We start from the raw sequence: 17,663 nt of genomic DNA, 5'->3' as shown, positions 1-17,663 counted from the left end.
GGGCGGAATATCAGCATTCCCAAGGGATAACGCCATTCACAACAGTTCGATCCCTTGGGAGGCGGCCCGAGCAGACCCTGATCTCGGCACATTTTTATGACGCATCGCGGCGCATGGCCGCACGTCAGGGCCGCAGGTAGAGGTAGCCTTGGGATTGCAGCTCGGCGAGGCGGACCACGCCGCCGCGCTCGGCGGCAACGAAGCCCGGGAGCAGGTCCTTCAGGCCGATGTTCTGTGATTTCATGGTGTTGCGGCAGGCGGCGAGTTCAATTCCGGACCTCGTGAACTGCCCGACACGCTTTGCCAGGTCTGGGTTGGCTGCGGCCGAATGAAACGCCTTCAGCGCCCGGCCGTGCACCACGAGCGCGATCGTCACATTGTCCCGGCCGCCGACGCCGTCGAGATGGTTCTGGATGTTGCCGATCACGAAATTGACCTTGTCGAGGTCATCGAGGTGATAGACCACCTTCAGCTTCTGCGGCGGTGCCTCGGTGGCGGCGGTCGCCCGTGACGCCGCGAAGGCGGCGCCGATCGCCGAGAGGGTGCCCCACAGGATGCTGCGTCGGTGCATGGCGTCCCCCCGCGCTGATGTTGTTGATTTGGTGTTTTCGAGTTGGGCAAGCCGATCACTTGTGGCGGAGCGCAGCGAGTTCCTGGCGGTCGGTCACAAGTTCGGCGCATTCACTCAAGTCAGTGCGGTCGACGCGAAAGATCTTGTCGTCGGCGCCGGCGAATAGCGCTTCGCGCGCGTCGTCGTCGGGCTTGTCACGATTCCACACCATGATGCGGCCAAGGCGCGCGATCGCGGATTTGTTGTCCTTCGACAACGCCACGGTGATGCCGCCGCCCTCACAATCCACGCCGCATTCGAAGCGGACCTCGTGGCCGGACTCGGTTGCGATCGCGTGGTTGCAGTAGCCGCTGGAGTCGAAATTGCCGGGGCGGTGGCGGTAGGTGACGCCGAGGCGGAACGCGTAATTGGTGGTCTTGTCCTCCGGCGCGTCTTCGGCTGACACCAGAAGCTTCATCGCGCTGACCTTCTGCTTCGGGTGCTGCGCCAGATGATTTGCATCGTAGCGCCGCACAAAGCAGGCATAGGCTTTCGCGCCGGGCGGTCCGGCGAACATCCTGTTGTCGAAGGCGGCCGCCGTCGCCTTGTCGATGGCTTCCTGCGCCCGGGCGGCTAACGCCGCGCCGGCACAGGCTGCGGCTGCGAGTGCGACAACAAGGAACGTCCGCTCCATGACCGTCTCGGGAATATGCCGTGCCTCCAAGGTGTCACTTCTAGGCGCGGCAATGGTGCCGCGCGGAACTGCGCGGGCTCGTTGCCTTAGTCGCGGCGACAACGAGGCACGTTCAACGCTGTCTGACAGATTGTTCATGCAGCTTGTGAGGCATGCATCTTGACGCCAAGGCTGGACAGTCACACCTTTTCAGGGAGGCTAACGTTCATCGCCGGACGGGGAAGTTGCCCCGCTCGGATGTCGGCCTCGGAGGCCTGGGCCCCGGTAAACCACGGATGTTGCGGAGGCGCTACAACCGTCAAAAACAGGCTACCTTCGGGGGATATTGATGAACCATTAAGCTTCCTGCCTGTTGATAAGGCAGAGGCTGCACGCGCCGTGCATTGCCGAAGTGAGTCGGTCGAGTGTCCAATGGACCCAGCGTGCCGACGCTGATTCGATCCTTGGATACTCTGGTTGCGACTCGCGTCAGTCGTGCGGCGATACATATCGTGGAGAGAGGGATCATGTACAACGATTCTTTGTTCAACGCCTTCGCAAGGTCGTTTGAAGCGCGAAGCCAGACCGACATGTCGATGGCCGAGTATCTGGAGTCGTGTCGAAGCGATCCGATGCGATATGCCAATGCGGCCGAGCGGTTATTAGCGGCGATCGGTGAGCCTCAGATGATCGACACGGCCAAGGACCCACGCCTTGGCCGTATCTTTTTGAACCGTACGATCAGATCGTATCCAGCCTTCGCCGGCTTCTACGGCATGGAGGACACGATCGAGCGCCTGGTCGGCTTCTTCCGCCACGCCGCGCAGGGTCTCGAGGAGCGCAAGCAGATCCTCTATCTGCTCGGGCCGGTCGGCGGCGGCAAGTCATCGCTTGCCGAGCGCATCAAGGCGCTGATGGAAATTCATCCGATCTACGTGCTGAAGGCGGGTGACGAACTGTCACCGGTGTTCGAGAGCCCGCTCGGGCTGTTTGATCCCGAGACGCTTGGCCCGATGATCGAGGAGAAGTACGGCATTCCGCGCCGTCGGCTGAGCGGGCTGATGTCGCCCTGGGCCTACAAGCGGCTCGAAGCCTTCGGCGGCGACATCTCGCAATTCCGCGTCGCGCGCATCCAGCCCTCCCGGCTGCGCCAGATCGCGGTTGCCAAGACCGAGCCCGGTGACGAGAACAACCAGGACATCTCCTCGCTGGTCGGCAAGGTCGACATCCGCAAGCTCGAGACCTACGCCCAGAACGATCCCGACGCCTACAGCTATTCCGGCGGCCTCAACCGCGCCAACCAGGGCGTGCTCGAGTTCGTCGAAATGTTCAAGGCGCCGATCAAGATGCTGCACCCACTGCTGACCGCGACGCAGGAGGGCAACTACATCGGCACCGAGAACATCGGCGCGATCCCGTTCACCGGCATCATCCTCGCGCACTCCAACGAGGCGGAGTGGCAGAGCTTCAAGACCAACAAGAACAACGAGGCCTTCATCGACCGCATCTGCGTCATCAAGGTTCCGTACGTCCTGCGGGTGACCGAAGAGCAGAAGATCTACGAGAAGCTGATCCAGGGCTCCGAGCTTGCCGCCGCGCCATGTGCTCCGGCGACGCTGGAGACGATGGCACGCTTCTCGGTGATGTCGCGGCTGCGCAAGCACGAGAACTCGACGCTGTTCGGCAAGATGCGGGTCTATGACGGCGAGAGCCTCAAGGAATCCGATCCGAAGGCGCGCAGCGTGCAGGAGTACAAGGACGCGGCCGGCGTCGACGAGGGCATGGACGGCGTCTCCACCCGCTTTGCCTTCAAGGTGCTGGCCTCGACCTTCAACCACGACACCACCGAAGTCGGCGCCGATGCGGTGCATCTGATGTATGTGCTGGAGCAGGCGATCCGCCGCGAGCAGCTGCCTGACGAGACCGAGAAGCGCTATCTCGAATTCATCAAGGCCGATCTTGCGCCGCGCTACGCCGAGTTCATCGGCAACGAGATCCAGAAGGCCTATCTGGAATCCTACGCCGACTACGGCCAGAACCTGTTCGACCGTTACGTCGACTACGCCGATGCCTGGATCGAGGATCAGGACTTCAAGGATCCCGACACCGGTCAGCTGATGAACCGCGAGCTGTTGAACCAGGAGTTGACCAAGATCGAGAAGCCGGCCGGCATCGCCAACCCGAAGGACTTCCGCAACGAGGTCGTCAAGTTCTCGCTGCGCTCGCGGGCACACAACAATGGCAAGAACCCGAGCTGGACCTCCTACGAAAAGGTTCGCGACGTGATCGAGAAGCGGATATTCTCGCAGGTCGAGGATCTGCTTCCGGTCATCTCGTTCGGTTCGAAGAAGGACGGCGAGACCGAGAAGAAGCACGGCGAGTTCGTCGAGCGGATGGTGGAGCGCGGCTATACCGAGCGCCAGGTCCGCAGGCTCGTCGAGTGGTACATGCGGGTGAAGCAGGCCGGCTAGTGCACGATCCGGAGAGCCGGCACCGGCTCTCCGTTCCGTTCCGTCCCGTCCAAGAAGAATGCGATGCGACTGGTGATGATCGCATCCGGCGCGAGGCAGATGCAAAGTGGTCATGCATATCGTCGATCGGCGGCTGAATCCGGGTAGCAAGAGCCTGGAGAACCGTCAGCGTTTCCTGCGGCGCGCCAAGGCGCTGGTGCAGGGGGCTGTCAAGAAGTCGTCGCAGGACCGGGACATCAAGGATGTCCTGGAGGGCGGCGAGGTGACGATCCCGCTGGACGGCATGGACGAGCCGCGGTTCCGGCGCGAGGGCGGCACGCGCGACATGGTGCTGCCCGGCAACAAGAAGTTCGTCGAGGGCGACTGGCTGCAGCGCCCGAACCAGAGCGGTGCCAAGGGCTCCGGCGCCGGCGAGGGCGACAGCGAGGACGCCTTCCGCTTCGTGCTCAGCCGCGAGGAGTTCGTCGACCTTTTCCTCGACGACCTCGAATTGCCCGACCTTGAAAAGCGCAAGCTCGCGGAAACCGAGAGCGAGGGCCTCCGGCGCGCGGGTTATGCGACATCGGGCTCGCCCGCCAACATCTCGATCAGCCGCACGGTGAGCCGGGCGCTGGCGCGGCGTGTGGCGCTGCGCCGGCCGCGCAAGGACGAGGTCGAGGCGCTCGAGGCCGAGCTTGCGGAATGCGATGACGAGACGCGGCGCCGTGAGCTGGTGGCGCAGCTCGAAGCGCTGAAGGCCAAGGTCAAGCGCATTCCGTTCATCGATCCGATCGACATCCGCTACCGGCGCTTCGAGACAGTGCCGAAGCCGGTGGCGCAGGCCGTGATGTTCTGCCTGATGGACGTCTCCGGCTCGATGTCCGAGCACATGAAGGATCTGGCAAAGCGGTTCTACATGCTGCTCTACGTGTTCCTGAAGCGGCGCTACAAGCACGTCGAGATCGTGTTCATCCGCCACACCGACCGCGCCGAGGAGGTCGACGAGGATACCTTCTTCCATGGACCGGCGTCCGGCGGAACGCTGGTGTCGAGCGCGCTGGTTGCGATGAACGACATCGTCCGCACCCGCTTCCGCCCGGCCGACTGGAACATCTATGCCGCCCAGGCCTCCGACGGCGACAACATGACGTCCGACAGCGGGCTGACCGGCCATCTCCTGACCGACAAGATCCTGCCGGTCTGCCAGTTCTTCGCCTATCTCGAGGTCGGCGAAGCCGCCAACTACACTTTCGACATGCCCGACTCCTCGCTCTGGACGCTCTATGAGCGGCTGCGCAACGAGGGCGCGCCGCTGTCGATGCGCAAGGTGAGCGAGCGCGGCGAGATCTTCCCGGTGTTCCAGGACCTGTTCAAGCGCCGCAGCAAGCAGGAAAGGGTGTAGCGTGATGGGTTCTTCCGGCGAACGGCTGTTCGAGGGCGCCGACTGGGATTTCCAGACCCTGCAGCGGGTTCACGACGCCTGCGAGCAGATCGCGCGCACCGAACTCGGGCTCGACGTCTATCCCAACCAGATCGAGGTGATCACCGCCGAGCAGATGCTCGATGCCTACTCGTCGGTCGGCATGCCGCTGTTCTACAAGCATTGGTCGTTCGGCAAGCAGTTCGCCTTCCAGGAAGCCTCCTATCGCAAGGGCCTGATGGGCCTCGCCTATGAGATCGTGATCAATTCCTCGCCGTGCATTTCCTATCTGATGGAGGAGAACACGGCGACGATGCAGACGCTGGTGATCGCGCACGCGGCGTTCGGGCACAATCACTTCTTCAAAAACAACTATCTGTTCAAGCAGTGGACCGACGCCGACGGCATCCTCGACTATCTCGAATTCGCCAAGGGCTATATCGCGGTCTGCGAGGACCGCCATGGCCGCGAGACGGTGGAGCGGACGATCGATGCCGCGCATGCGCTGATGTCGCATGGTGTCGACCGCTACCCCGGCAAGAAGACGCTCGACCTGCGTGCCGAGGAGAAGCGCGCCGGCGAGCGCCGGCAGCACGAGGAAAGCGTGTTCAACGATTTGTGGCGGACGGTGCCGAACACCAAGGCCAAGAGCAAGGCCGCGCTCACCGCCGAGCGCCGCCGCGCACTGCTCGGTTTGCCGCAGGAGAACATCCTCTACTTCCTCGAGAAGACCGCGCCGCGTCTCGCACCCTGGCAGCGCGAGCTCATTCGCATCGTGCGTCACATCGCGCAGTACTTCTATCCGCAGGGCCAGACCAAGGTGATGAACGAGGGCACCGCGACCTACGTCCATTACCGCATCATGAGCCGGCTGCATCAGCAGGGCCGGCTCACCGACGGCAATTTCCTCGAATTCCTGCAGTCGCACACCAATGTGGTGTTCCAGCCCGAGTTCGACGACCGTCGCTATTCCGGCTTCAATCCCTATGCGCTCGGCTTCGCCATGATGCAGGACATCGAGCGGATCGTGAAGACGCCGGAGGACGAGGACCGCGAGTGGTTCCCCGACATCGCCGGCAAGGGCGACGTCGAGGGCGTGCTGCGCGAGATCTGGAGCAACTACCGCGACGAGAGCTTCATCAACCAGTTCCTCAGCCCGGCGCTGATCCGGCGCTTCCGCATGTTCCATTTGCACGACGACCCCGCGGAAAGCCAGGGGATCAAGGTCGATGCGATCCATGACGAGCGTGGCTACCGCCGGGTCAGGCGCGAGCTGGCGCGGCAATACGACGTTGGCTTTGTCGACGCCAATATCGAGGTCGTGGACGTCGATCTGGACGGTGACCGCCGTCTGATGCTGCGTCACTCAACCGTGAAGGGCGCGCAGCTCAACGAGACCGACACGCGGCGCGTGCTGCAGCATCTCGCCGATCTCTGGTCCTACGACGTCGCGCTGACCGAAGTCGACGGCACCGACAAGGTGCTGAAGGAATATGTCGTCAGCCCGCGCGCGGCTGCGGTCGCGGCTTGAGGACAACACGAGCGAACGGATAGCGCGGCGCCGACCGCCGCGCGGAATGCATGTCTTGCTCGGTGAACCTTCGCGTCCGTCGAAGGCTCACATCATGAACATCCCGGCAACATTCCGGAGTTTGAAAGCGCAAGCGCTCCTGCGCGCGAACGTGACTGCCGGCATGCGGAAATTGCGCAGCCATCTTCCTGGAGCTTGTTGGCGATTGCCTGCGCGGGCGCGATTGATAATGTGCGCCGCGTCAAGAAGACCAAGAAAAGGATATGCCCTTGTCAACTCGCTCCCGCCTGGCGGGCTTTCTCGCCTTCACCGCGCTCACGGCCGCGTCGATCTCACCGTCCGTTGCCGCCGACACCGCGATCAGGATCGGAAACACCGCGCCCTATAGCGGCCCGGCATCGGCCTACGGCACGATCGCACGCGCCGAAGCCGCCTATTTCCAGATGCTCAACGATCAGGGCGGCATCAACGGCCGCAAGATCGACTTCGAGAGTCTGGACGATGCCTATTCGCCCTCGAAGACCGTCGAGCAAACCCGCAAGCTCGTCGAGCAGGACGAAGTGCTCGCGATCTTCAGCGCGGTCGGCACCGCGCCCAACATCTCCGTGCAGAAGTATCTGAACATCAAGCACGTGCCGCAGCTCTTCGTGTCCTCCGGCGCGACGCGCTGGAACGACCCGAAGCAGTTCCCGTGGACGGTCGGCTTCAATCCGACCTACGAACTGGAAGGCCGGCTCTACGCAAAATACATCCTGAAGACCAAGCCGGACGCCAAGATCGCCGTCATCACGCCGAACGAGGACGCCGGCAAGGATTATCTCAGGGGTTTCAAGGACGGGCTTGGCGAGCATGTCGGCCAGATCGTCGCGGAGACCACGTACCTCACGACCGACCCGACCATTGATTCCCAGATGGTGACGATGCGCGAGTCCGGTGCGGACGTATTCTTCGCCGAAGCGACGCCGAAATTCGCAGCCCAGGCGCTGCGCAAGGCGGCGAGCATGGGCTGGAAGCCGCTCACCATCCTGCCGACCGTCTCCAACTCCGTCTCCGCCGTGCTGGAGCCGGCCGGGCTCGAGAACGTCATCGGCGTCGTCACCGGCCTTTATCTGAAGGACCCGACCGATCCGCGCTGGGCCGACGATCCCGCGCAGAAGGAGTTTTCGGCCTGGATGAAGAAGTACCAGCCGAATGCGAGCCCGGGCGATCTGTTCAACGTGCAGGGCTACACGGTCGCCCAAGTGATGACGGCGGTGCTGAAGAACTGCAACGGCGATTACAGCCGCGACAACATCATCAAGCAGGCCACCAATTTGAAGGCGCTCGAACTGCCGATGCTGCTGCCGGGCATCAAGGTGCAGACCGAGCCCGACAATGTGACGCCGATCCGCCAGATCCAGATGGCGCGGTTCGACGGCAAGTCGTGGGCACTGTTTGGCGACGTGCTGAGCGACAAGTAGCCGGCCCATCGCGCGCAATCCGGGCCTTCCGGCGCAGTCCGGAAGGCACGGCGCGGACGCGCGAGGCTGCTAACCCCCAGCAGCAAAGATCTGCCACTCGCCCGGAATACCCTTGAGCGCGCGATTGCCGCGGGGGTCGAAGCGCAATCCAGAACCTGCGACGAGGTCCTTCACGGTGCCGGACACAAGCACCTCGCTCGCAGCGGCAAGCGCGGCGACCCGCGCCCCGATGTGAACTGCAATGCCACCCACGTCGTCGCCCATCATCTCGCATTCGCCTGTGTGCAGCCCGGCGCGGATTTCGATGCCGAGCGGCCTGATCTCCTGCGCGATGGCGCAGGCGCATCGGACGCCGCGGGCCGGCCCATCGAATGTCGCGAAAAAGCCGTCTCCCGTCGTCTTCACCTCGCGCCCGCGAAACTGCGTCAGCACGCGGCGAATGATGGCATGATGATCGTCGAGCAGGTGGCGCCAGCGCCGATCACCCAGCTCAGCCGCCTTCTCGGTCGAGCCGACGATGTCGGTAAACATCACCGTGGCCAGCACGCGGTCGATCGCGACGGCGCCGCGTGATCCGGTCAGGAACTCCTCGATCGCGTCGGCGATCTCCTCGGCATTGTCGCCGAGATAGAAGATGTGATCGCTTCCGGGCAACTCGAGCAGGCGCGCGCCCGGAATCCTGGCGGCAACGTCACGTCCGCCCGCGACATTGACGACTTGATCTTCGCTGCGGTGGATCACCAGTGTTGGCACGCGGACCGCCGGAAGGATGCCGCCGATCTCGATTTGGCTGTTCATCTGCATCAGCGCCTTCACCGCTGTGGGGTTGGCGCCCAGCCGCTCATTGCGCGCCCACCAGCGTTGGAACGCCGCGTCGTCGGCGTGCGAGGGAGCGAAGCGTTGCACGCTGCCGCCGGTGCCCCAGGCGTTGTCGACATAAACGAAGAACGCGGCCAAGGCCTCGTCGGTCGGAAACCAGTAGGAAAAGCGCGAGAAGCTGCCGTAGAGCACCAAAGCGCGACAGCGGTCCGGATAGGTGGCCGCGAAAATCGCGGACAGCGGCGCGCCCTCGGAGATCCCGAGCAGCGCGGCCTGCTCCATGCCGTTGGCATCCATCACCGCGCGCAGGTCATCCATCCGCACGTCGAGACCAGGGAGCTCGGGCACGCGGTCCGAACCGCCGGTGCCGCGCTTGTCGAAGGTCACGACGCGGGCATAGCTCGCGAGGCGATTGAGGAAGCGGGCAAAGTCGGGTTGGTCCCAGTAGTTTTCGACGTTCGAGACGAAGCCCGGCACCATGACCAGGTTGATCGGCCCGTTGCCAAACACCTGATAGGCGATGTGGACGTCGCCACTCTTTGCGTATTGCGTCGCCGGCTGCATCGATGGCCCCCGCTCGCTCACCGGGATCATCCCGGCGAGAGCTCCGCGCGCAGCATAGCAAACATTCCGGCTGGCCGGAGAACCGACATCCGGCGCGACGGCCGGGGCCTGCGGGGGTCAGCGTAGGCTGGCGTTGATCTTGTCCAGCACGGCCGAACCGGGGCACAGCGCCTGTTCGTCCATCGTGTTGAGCGGGGTTTCGACGGTGTCGAGATGGGTGTGCAGATCCTCGGCATCCGGATCGACATAGAGCAGACCGGTGACGATCTGGCCCTTGGCCGCATGCTTCTGCAGGAAGGTCTGTGCTCCGAGCCGGTCGTGCGGATCGTAGTCGGCGTCGAGCTTGCGCAGCGCGAGCCGCGTGCCGTCATGCTGCTCGACCACCTGCACCGTGCCGGGCGCGTAGTCGACGCTGATCGGCTCGCGGCCGACCAGCACGTCGAGGCGGTTCACCGCGTCATTGTGCTCGCGGACATAGTCAAAACTCTTGGTCGAGCCGGCGTGGTTGTTGAAGGCTATGCAGGGGCTGATCACGTCGATGAAGGAGGCGCCCTTGTGGCGAATGGCGGCCGCGATCAGCGGCACCAGCTGGGTCTTGTCGCCGGAGAAGCTGCGCGCCACGAAGGTGGCGCCGAGCTGCAGCGCGATTGCGACCAGGTCGATCGCGTTGTCGGTGTTGGTGACGCCCTTCTTGGACTTCGAGCCGCGGTCGGCGGTCGCCGAGAACTGGCCCTTGGTCAGGCCGTACACGCCGTTGTTCTCGACGATGTAGGTCATGTTGACGGCGCGCCGGATCGAATGCGCGAACTGGCCGAAGCCGATCGAGGCGGAATCGCCGTCACCGGAAACGCCGAGATAGATCAGGTCGCGGTTGGCGAGGTTGGCGCCGGTCAACACCGACGGCATGCGGCCATGCACCGAGTTGAAGCCGTGCGAATTGCCGAGGAAATAGTCCGGCGTCTTCGACGAGCAGCCGATGCCGGAGATCTTCGCCACCCGGTGCGGCTCGATCGAGAGCTCGTAGCAGGCCTCGATGATCGAGGCGGTGATCGAATCGTGGCCGCAGCCGGCGCACAGGGTCGAGATCTTCCCCTCGTAATCGCGATGGGTATAGCCCAGCTCGTTCTTCTTCAGGCCAGGATGATGAAACTTCGGCTTTGCAATGTAGGTCATGTCACGGCCTTGCGGAGAGGGGTCACCTTGAGATGATCCTGATGGTCGCCGATCGAATTGGCGATGAAGCGCGCGGTGATCGGCGTGCCGTCATAGTGCAGGATCGGCACCAGCCGCACAGGGTCGATGCCGTTCTCGTTGACGATCAGCTGGCGGAGCTGCGCGTCGCGGTTCTGCTCGACCACATAGACGAAGTCGTGATCGGCGATGAAGCTCGCGACGCTGGAGTGGAACGGGAAGGCGCGGATGCGCATGCGGTCGAGCTGATGGCCGCGCGACTCCAGGATTCCGATCGCCTCGTCCATCGCGGGCGAGGTCGAGCCGAAATAGATCACGCCGCATTTGGTCGGCTTCGCCGCATTGGCCTGCAGCGGCCGCGGCACCATGTCCTGCGCGGTCTCGAACTTGCGCACCAGGCGCTGCATGTTGTCGGCGTAGACGGCGCCTTCCTCGGAATAGCGCGCGTAGCGGTCGCGCGACGTGCCGCGGGTGAAGTAGGATCCCTTGGTCGGATGCGTACCGGGATAGGTCCGATAGGGGATGCCGTCGCCGTCGACGTCGAGATAGCGGCCGAAGTCGCGGCCTTCCTCGAGCATCTCCGCGGTCATCACCTTGCCACGGTCGTACTGCCTTGCGTCATCCCACTTCAGCGGGCGGCACAGCCGGTGGTTCATGCCGATGTCGAGATCGAGCATCAGGAAGATCGTGGTCTGCAGCCGCTCGGCGAGATCGAAGGCGGCGGCGGCGAACTCGAACGCCTCGGCCGGATCTTCCGGGAACAGCAGCACGTGCTTGGTGTCGCCGTGCGAGGCATAGGCGCAGGCGATCACGTCGCATTGCTGCGTGCGGGTCGGCATGCCCGTCGAGGGGCCGGCGCGCTGGATGTTCATGATCACGGCCGGGATCTCGGCGAAATAGGACAGGCCGATGAACTCGGTCATCAGCGAGATGCCCGGGCCCGAGGTCGCGGTGAAGGCCCGCGCGCCGTTCCAGGAGGCGCCGATCACGATGCCGATCGAGGCGAGCTCGTCCTCGCCCTGCACGATGGCGTATTTCGCCTTGCCGGTCTCGGGATCGTGGCGATACTTCTTGCAGTGGCTGGTGAAGGCCTCCGCCACCGACGATGACGGCGTGATCGGATACCAGGCGCACACGGTGGCGCCGCCGTAGACGGCGCCGAGCGCGGCCGCGCTGTTGCCCTCGATGAAGATGCGGTCGCCGACCTTGTCGGACTTCTTCACCCGCAGCCCGGTCGGGCACTTCAGGTTCTGCAGCGCCCAGTCGCGGCCGAGATGCAGCGCATGGACGTTGGAAGAAAGCAGCTTCTCCTTGCCCTTGTACTGCTCGCCGATCAGCTGCTCGACCAGCTTGGGGTCGAGGTCGAGCAACGCACAGAGCGCGCCGAGATAGATGATGTTCTTGAACAGCTGGCGCTGCCGCGGATCGGTGTAGGTCGAGTTGGTGATCGCGGTCAGCGGCACGCCGATGACGGTGATGTCCTCGCGGAATTTCGACGTCGGCATCGGCTTGGTCGAATCGTAGAACAGATAGCCGCCGGGCTCGATCGAGGCGACGTCCTTGTCCCAGGTCTGCGGGTTCATCGCCACCATCATGTCGACGCCGCCGCGGGCGCCGAGATGGCCTTCCTCGGTGACGCGCACCTCATACCAGGTCGGCAGGCCCTGGATGTTGGAGGGGAAGATGTTGCGCGGGCTGACCGGCACGCCGTGGCGCAGGATCGAGCGCGCGAACAGCTCGTTGGCGGAAGCCGAGCCCGAACCGTTGACGTTGGCGAAACGGACGACGAAGTCGTTTACGCTGCTGATCGGGCTTTGGACTGACATGTTGATCCCGCTTGAACCATATCGATGAGGTACTTCTGCATGTCCCAGGCGCCGGTCGGGCAGCGCTCGGCACACAGCCCGCAATGCAGGCAGACGTCTTCGTCCTTTGCCATCACCCGCCCAGTCTTCAGGCCTTCTGCGATGTAAAGCGCCTGGTCGTGATGCGGCGAGGGCGCTTTCAACCGTTGCCGCAGCTCATCCTCCTCACCGTTCTCGGTGAAGGTGATGCAGTCCATCGGACAGATGTCGACGCAGGCGTCGCATTCGATGCAGAGCGGCGCGGAAAACACTGTCTGTACGTCGCAATTCAGGCAGCGCTGCGCCTCACCGAGCGCGAGCTTGAGGTCGTAGCCGAGCTCGACCTCGGCGCGGATATCCTTCAGCGCGATCACCTTGTCGCGATGCGGCACCTTGAAGCGCTTGTCGGCGGAGATGTCGTTGTCGTAGCTCCACTCGTGGATGCCCATCTTCTGCGAGGAGACGTGCACCTCGGGCAGCGGGCGCTCGTTGATGTCCTCGCCGGACAGCATCCTGTGAATGGAAAGTGCGGCATCGTGGCCGTGCGCCACCGCCCAGATGATGTTCTTCGGCCCGAACGCGGCGTCGCCGCCGAAGAACACCTTGGGATTGGTCGAGACGAACGTCTTGGGGTCGACCTTCGGCATGTGCCACTTGTCGAATTCGATGCCGCAATCGGCTTCGATCCAGGGGAACGCATTCTCCTGGCCGACCGCAACGAGCACATCGTCGCAGGGAATGGTCTGGTCAGGCTCGCCCGAGGGCACCAGATTGCGGCGGCCCTTGGCGTCGTACTCGGCTTGCACCTTCTGGAAGGTGACGCCGATGAGCTTGCCCGCCACATGCTTGAATGCCACCGGCACCATGAAATTGAGGATCGGGATGTCCTCGTGGATCGCGTCTTCCTTTTCCCAGGGCGAGGCCTTCATTTCCTCGAAACCCGAGCGCACGATCACCTTGACGTCCTCGCCGCCGAGGCGGCGCGCGGTGCGGCAGCAATCCATCGCGGTGTTGCCGCCGCCGAGCACGATGACGCGGCGGCCGATCTTGTCGACATGGCCGAACGACACGTTGGCCAGCCACTCGATCCCGATATGGATATTGGCGGCAGCCTCCTTGCGGCCGGGAATGTCGAGCTCGCGGCCGCGCGGCGCGCCCGAGCCGACAAAGACCGCATCGTAGTTCTCGGCGAGAAGCTGCTTCAGGCTGTCGACGCGCTGGCCGCCCTTGAACTCGACACCGATGTTGAGGACGTAGTCGGTCTCCTCGTCGATCACGCTGTCGGGCAGGCGGAACTTTGGAATCTGGCTCCGCATCATGCCGCCGGCCTTGGCGTCGCCGTCGAACACGCTGCAGTGATAGCCGAGCGGCGCCAGATCGCGCGCCACCGCAAGCGAGGCGGGGCCGCCGCCGACCAGCGCGATGCGCTTGCCGTTCTTCGGTCCCGGCTTCGGCAGCCGATGCTTGATGTCGTCCTTGAAGTCGGCGGCGACGCGCTTCAGGCGGCAGATCGCGACCGGAGTTTCCTCGACGCGGCCGCGGCGGCAGGCCGGCTCGCATGGACGGTCACAGGTGCGGCCCAGGATCCCGGGGAACACGTTGGACTGCCAATTGATCATGTAGGCGTCGCTATAACGCCCCTCAGCAATCAACCGGATGTACTCGGGAACGGGGGTGTGTGCGGGGCAGGCCCATTGGCAATCGACTACTTTATGAAAGTAATCCGGTGCCGAGATATCAGTCGGTTTCATTCCTACCTTTGACCCGCGCGAAAAAGCCTGACCGCGCGGCCTTATCGTTGACGATGAACGCTCACGTGGCGTTGTTCTGGTTTTTGAATTGGATCATAGGTTTATCTTATTAGAGCCGTTCCAGTGAAGGCAAAGGCTAAATTGTCCGATCATCCGCTTTCGCGCGGCTGATGTGCGTCTAGCGTTAATCTCATTCGCGTCATGTGGCGGTGCAGCATGCGTGCGCCGCCGCGACGTACCGTCATCCGCGCGGAAGGTCGCTCTTCGCGATATCCCACAACAGCCGGTAGACGCCGCTGGTGACCACCAGCGGTTTCAAGGCTGCGTTGCCGGTGATAGCCGCCGCGGCCGCAGGGACCGCGCCGACATCGGTGGCGTCGATCAGCACGAACCAGTCGCCGGCGCCGGGATCGGCCTTCGCTGCCTCCGGCGTGAGCGGCTTCGACAGCACAGGGTCGTTCTCCAACAGGTGCATCGAGATGATGCGGTCGCGCGATGCCGGATCGAGTTGCTCCCGCAATGCAGCGCGGAGTTTGTCCGCACCGTCCGCCGGCGGACGCAGCCGGATGATACCGAGCGCAGCGCCCCTGCCGACGCCGCGGCTGATCGTGATGCGCGCGACGCCGCGGATCATGTTCTGAAAGCGCGCGATATTGGCCTTCGACCAGTCGGTCTGGTTGGCGAGCGCCGTGCGGTAGGCCGGGCTCTCGAGCACGTCGAAGGTCGCGGTCGAATAGAGGCTGAGATATTTCGGCTTGCCGTCGTGAGCGACGTAGCGGCGGGCTTCCGCGAATCCGTCGATGGCGACGCGTTCTTCGAGATGCTCGCGATCGTACCAGCGATTGAATTCAGCCTCGTGTAAGCCGTCGATATCCATCGACGTCAGCAGCATGCCTTGTCCGGCGATCGGCATCGAGTGCTCCTTTTTTGCCTGTTTTATCTGCGCAATATCGCCTGATAGCGCGGGGCAGGGAAGCCGGTTCCCAGTGCCCGAGAGCGTGCATACCAAGGATTGCCACAATTGCTGCAATCCTGTTCAGCGCGGGTTCACAGAGGTAGCATTTCCATTCGTTTCGCAAACTCTCGAGAAGCAAAGGGACGACCGCTATGGCGCGCATTCTGTGGGCATTGATTGTCGGTCTGGTGTCGCTCGCGTCGCTTCCCGTGCACGCGCAGGATCAGGAGAAACGCCTCGCGCTGGTTGTCGGCAACGGCGCCTATGAGGCCGGCGCGCTGCAGACTGCCGCCAACGATGCCGGTCTGATTGCGCAGACCTTGCAGGCCGCCGGCTTCGACGTCATCGGGGCCCGCGATCTCGATGGCGAGACGCTGCGCAAGTCGTTCCGCGATTTTATGCAGAAGGTGCAGGACGCCGGGCCGAACACCGTCGCCTTCGTCTATCTCGCCGGCTACGGCGTGCAGCTCACCGGCGAGAATTACTTCGTGCCTGTCGATGCCAAGATCGCCCGCGACACCGACGTGCCGGTCGAGGCGATCCGCATCTCGGATTACAGCCGTCAATTGTCGGCGCTGCCGATCAAGGCGGGCGTGATCGTGCTCGATGCGGCGCGCAGCAATCCGTTCGCCAAGGAAGGCCAGCCGCTGGCCGGTGGCCTTGCGCTGGTCGATCCCGATCCGAAGATGCTGATCGCCTTCAACTCGGCGCCCGGCACCGTTGCGCCTGACGGGGCGCCGCCTTACGGGCCCTACGCGCAGGCGTTGGCGGAAATGATCCGCGCCGGCGGCCTGACCCTGCCCGAAATGTTCGACCGCGTTCGCCTGCGCGTCAACGAGATGACCAAGGGCGCCGAGATCCCCTGGAATGCACAGAAGGTCGACGCGCCGTTCATGTTCTTCGAGCGCAAGCCGGATGCGCCGCCGCAGCAGGTCGATGCCGGACTGCGCACCAAGCCGATCCGCGATTTCCCGGCGCAGGATGCCTACGCCGCAGCGCTGGAGCGCGACACGCTGCAAGGCTACGAGGATTATCTGCAGGCCTATCCGACCGATCCGCTGGCCAAGCGGGTGCGCGCGATCGTCGCGGCGCGGCGCGAGGCCATCACCTGGCGGCGCACCTATAACGCCGACACGCCGGATGCTTATTGGTCGTATCTGCGGCGTTATCCGCGCGGGCCGCATGCCTACGACGCAAGGCGCCGGCTCGCCTATCTGTCGGCCGCGCTGGAGCCGCCGCCGCAGTTCACGGTGCTGGACTACGATGTGCCGCCGCCGCCGCCCGACGAGATCGTCTATGTCGACCGCCCGGTGCTCTATTACACCGATCCGCTGTTCGCCTTCGCGCCGCCTCCGCCGCCGCCGGTGTTCTTCCTGCCGCCGCCGCCGCCGGACTTCGTCGTGCTGCCGCCACCACCGCCGCCGATCGGCCTGTTCGTGCTGCCGACGCCGTTCTTCGTGGCGATCCCGGCCTATGTCGCTGCGCCGGCCTATGTCGTGCCGCCGCAGAACAACATCGTGTTCAACAACATCCACAACACGACTGTGATCAACACGGTGATCAACAATCCCAACCCCACGCCGGCGCAGCTCCATGCCGCCGGGGTGACGGCGGCGATGGGCGGCGCGCCGGTGACGGCGGCACCGCAACTGCCGGCGGCGGCGATGCAGCGCGCCAATCTGGCACGGCCGGGCGCGCCGCAAGGCGTGACGCCGGCACAAGGCGCGGCGATGGGAGCTCCAGGCGCGGCACCGAACGCGGCGGCTGCGCCGAATACGATGGGCGCGCCAACCGCACCGGGCGCGCCGGGCGCGCACACTCTGCCGGGCGCGAAGAATGGCCCGCCGCTGCCGCAGTCGGCGACCGCGCCGGCCAACGCGACGCCGCATGGCGCCGTGCAGTCGGGTACGGCGCAACCTGGCGCCGGGCAACCCGGCGCAAAGCCGAATGCGCTCCCGCCAGGCAAGCCGGCGACCGCGATGGCGCCTGCCAATGCGCAGCCTGCGCCTCCGGCCGAGCCCACGGCTGTCCCGGCGGCAAACGCACCCGCGTCACCCGCGACCGGCGGCAAACCGGGGAGGCAGCCGCTCTCGCATGCCGCGACGGCGCCGACCAGCAATGTGAAGCCCGCAACGGCGCCGTCGCCGGCGAGCCGCGCGGCACCGGCACGGCCGACGCCGGCTGCGCGGTCGGCACCCGCGCGTGCGGCGGTGTCGCCGCCACCGGTCTCGCGGCCCGCGCCGCAGCGTGCCGCAGCTCCGCCGCCGCGCGCCGCAGCCGTTGCGCCGCGTCCGGCGCCGGCACCGGCTCCGCGTGCTGCACCGCCGCCGCCGCGGCCTGCGGTGCAGGCGCAACGCGCAGCGCCGCCGCCGAGGCCCGCGCCGGCGCGGGCAGCGCCGGCCTGTCCTCCCGGCAAGTGCAAACACTGAGGGCGTGACGTCATGCGCCGGGCAGG

Annotated in this window: 12 protein-coding genes; 5 read left to right on the top strand and 7 right to left on the bottom strand. The window is 64.7% G+C overall.

What is annotated here, in order from left to right; translation table 11 throughout:
- Window positions 1-124: 124 nt before the first annotated feature.
- Window positions 125-571, bottom strand: coding sequence for a DsrE family protein (locus tag HAP48_RS03705; RefSeq protein WP_166214654.1), 447 nt, complete (start codon window positions 569-571; stop codon window positions 125-127).
- 55 nt (window positions 572-626) lie between these two features.
- On the bottom strand, window positions 627-1,244 hold the full coding sequence (locus HAP48_RS03700; RefSeq protein WP_166214656.1) for a hypothetical protein: 618 nt from the start codon (window positions 1,242-1,244) through the stop codon (window positions 627-629).
- Window positions 1,245-1,750: 506 nt separating this feature from the next.
- Here HAP48_RS03700 and HAP48_RS03695 point away from each other — a divergent pair.
- The 4 genes from HAP48_RS03695 to HAP48_RS03680 all read left to right on the top strand — a co-directional run bounded on the left by HAP48_RS03695 (window position 1,751) and on the right by HAP48_RS03680 (window position 8,084).
- Window positions 1,751-3,694: a PrkA family serine protein kinase gene (locus tag HAP48_RS03695; RefSeq protein WP_028342433.1), complete on the top strand. Its 1,944-nt coding sequence runs from the start codon at window positions 1,751-1,753 to the stop codon at window positions 3,692-3,694.
- Between the two features lie 112 nt (window positions 3,695-3,806).
- Entirely contained in the window at window positions 3,807-5,075 is a 1,269-nt protein-coding gene (locus tag HAP48_RS03690; protein WP_166214658.1) for a YeaH/YhbH family protein, read from the top strand.
- A 4-nt stretch (window positions 5,076-5,079) separates the two neighbouring features.
- A complete protein-coding gene (locus HAP48_RS03685; protein ID WP_166214660.1) occupies window positions 5,080-6,624 on the top strand; it encodes a SpoVR family protein in 1,545 nt (514 codons plus the stop codon).
- A 263-nt stretch (window positions 6,625-6,887) separates the two neighbouring features.
- On the top strand, window positions 6,888-8,084 hold the full coding sequence (locus tag HAP48_RS03680) for an ABC transporter substrate-binding protein (protein WP_420869850.1): 1,197 nt from the start codon (window positions 6,888-6,890) through the stop codon (window positions 8,082-8,084).
- A 69-nt stretch (window positions 8,085-8,153) separates the two neighbouring features.
- On the opposite strand, the gene HAP48_RS03675 is transcribed toward HAP48_RS03680, so the two are convergent.
- From HAP48_RS03675 to HAP48_RS03655, 5 genes are all read right to left on the bottom strand, one after another.
- Window positions 8,154-9,497, bottom strand: coding sequence for an adenylate/guanylate cyclase domain-containing protein (locus HAP48_RS03675; RefSeq protein ID WP_224496897.1), 1,344 nt, complete (start codon window positions 9,495-9,497; stop codon window positions 8,154-8,156).
- 87 nt (window positions 9,498-9,584) lie between these two features.
- Complete coding sequence (locus HAP48_RS03670) at window positions 9,585-10,640, bottom strand: 2-oxoacid:ferredoxin oxidoreductase subunit beta (RefSeq protein ID WP_166214664.1); 1,056 nt, start codon at window positions 10,638-10,640, stop codon at window positions 9,585-9,587.
- Window positions 10,637-12,484, bottom strand: coding sequence for a 2-oxoacid:acceptor oxidoreductase subunit alpha (locus tag HAP48_RS03665; protein WP_166214666.1), 1,848 nt, complete (start codon window positions 12,482-12,484; stop codon window positions 10,637-10,639). Before HAP48_RS03665 ends, HAP48_RS03670 begins: the two co-directional genes overlap by 4 nt.
- A complete protein-coding gene (locus HAP48_RS03660; RefSeq protein WP_166214668.1) occupies window positions 12,454-14,253 on the bottom strand; it encodes an FAD-dependent oxidoreductase in 1,800 nt (599 codons plus the stop codon). Before HAP48_RS03660 ends, HAP48_RS03665 begins: the two co-directional genes overlap by 31 nt.
- Before the next feature lie 241 nt (window positions 14,254-14,494).
- Entirely contained in the window at window positions 14,495-15,166 is a 672-nt protein-coding gene (locus HAP48_RS03655; RefSeq protein ID WP_166214669.1) for a DUF4286 family protein, read from the bottom strand.
- 194 nt (window positions 15,167-15,360) lie between these two features.
- On the opposite strand from HAP48_RS03655, the gene HAP48_RS03650 reads away from it, so the two are divergent.
- Entirely contained in the window at window positions 15,361-17,637 is a 2,277-nt protein-coding gene (locus HAP48_RS03650) for a caspase family protein (protein WP_166214671.1), read from the top strand.
- Window positions 17,638-17,663 lie beyond the last annotated feature (26 nt).

The sequence above is a fragment of the Bradyrhizobium septentrionale genome (assembly GCF_011516645.4).
GTDB lineage: Bacteria > Pseudomonadota > Alphaproteobacteria > Rhizobiales > Xanthobacteraceae > Bradyrhizobium > Bradyrhizobium septentrionale.
Note: the sequence above shows the minus strand (reverse complement) of the source record. Positions and strands in the feature narration are given on the sequence as shown.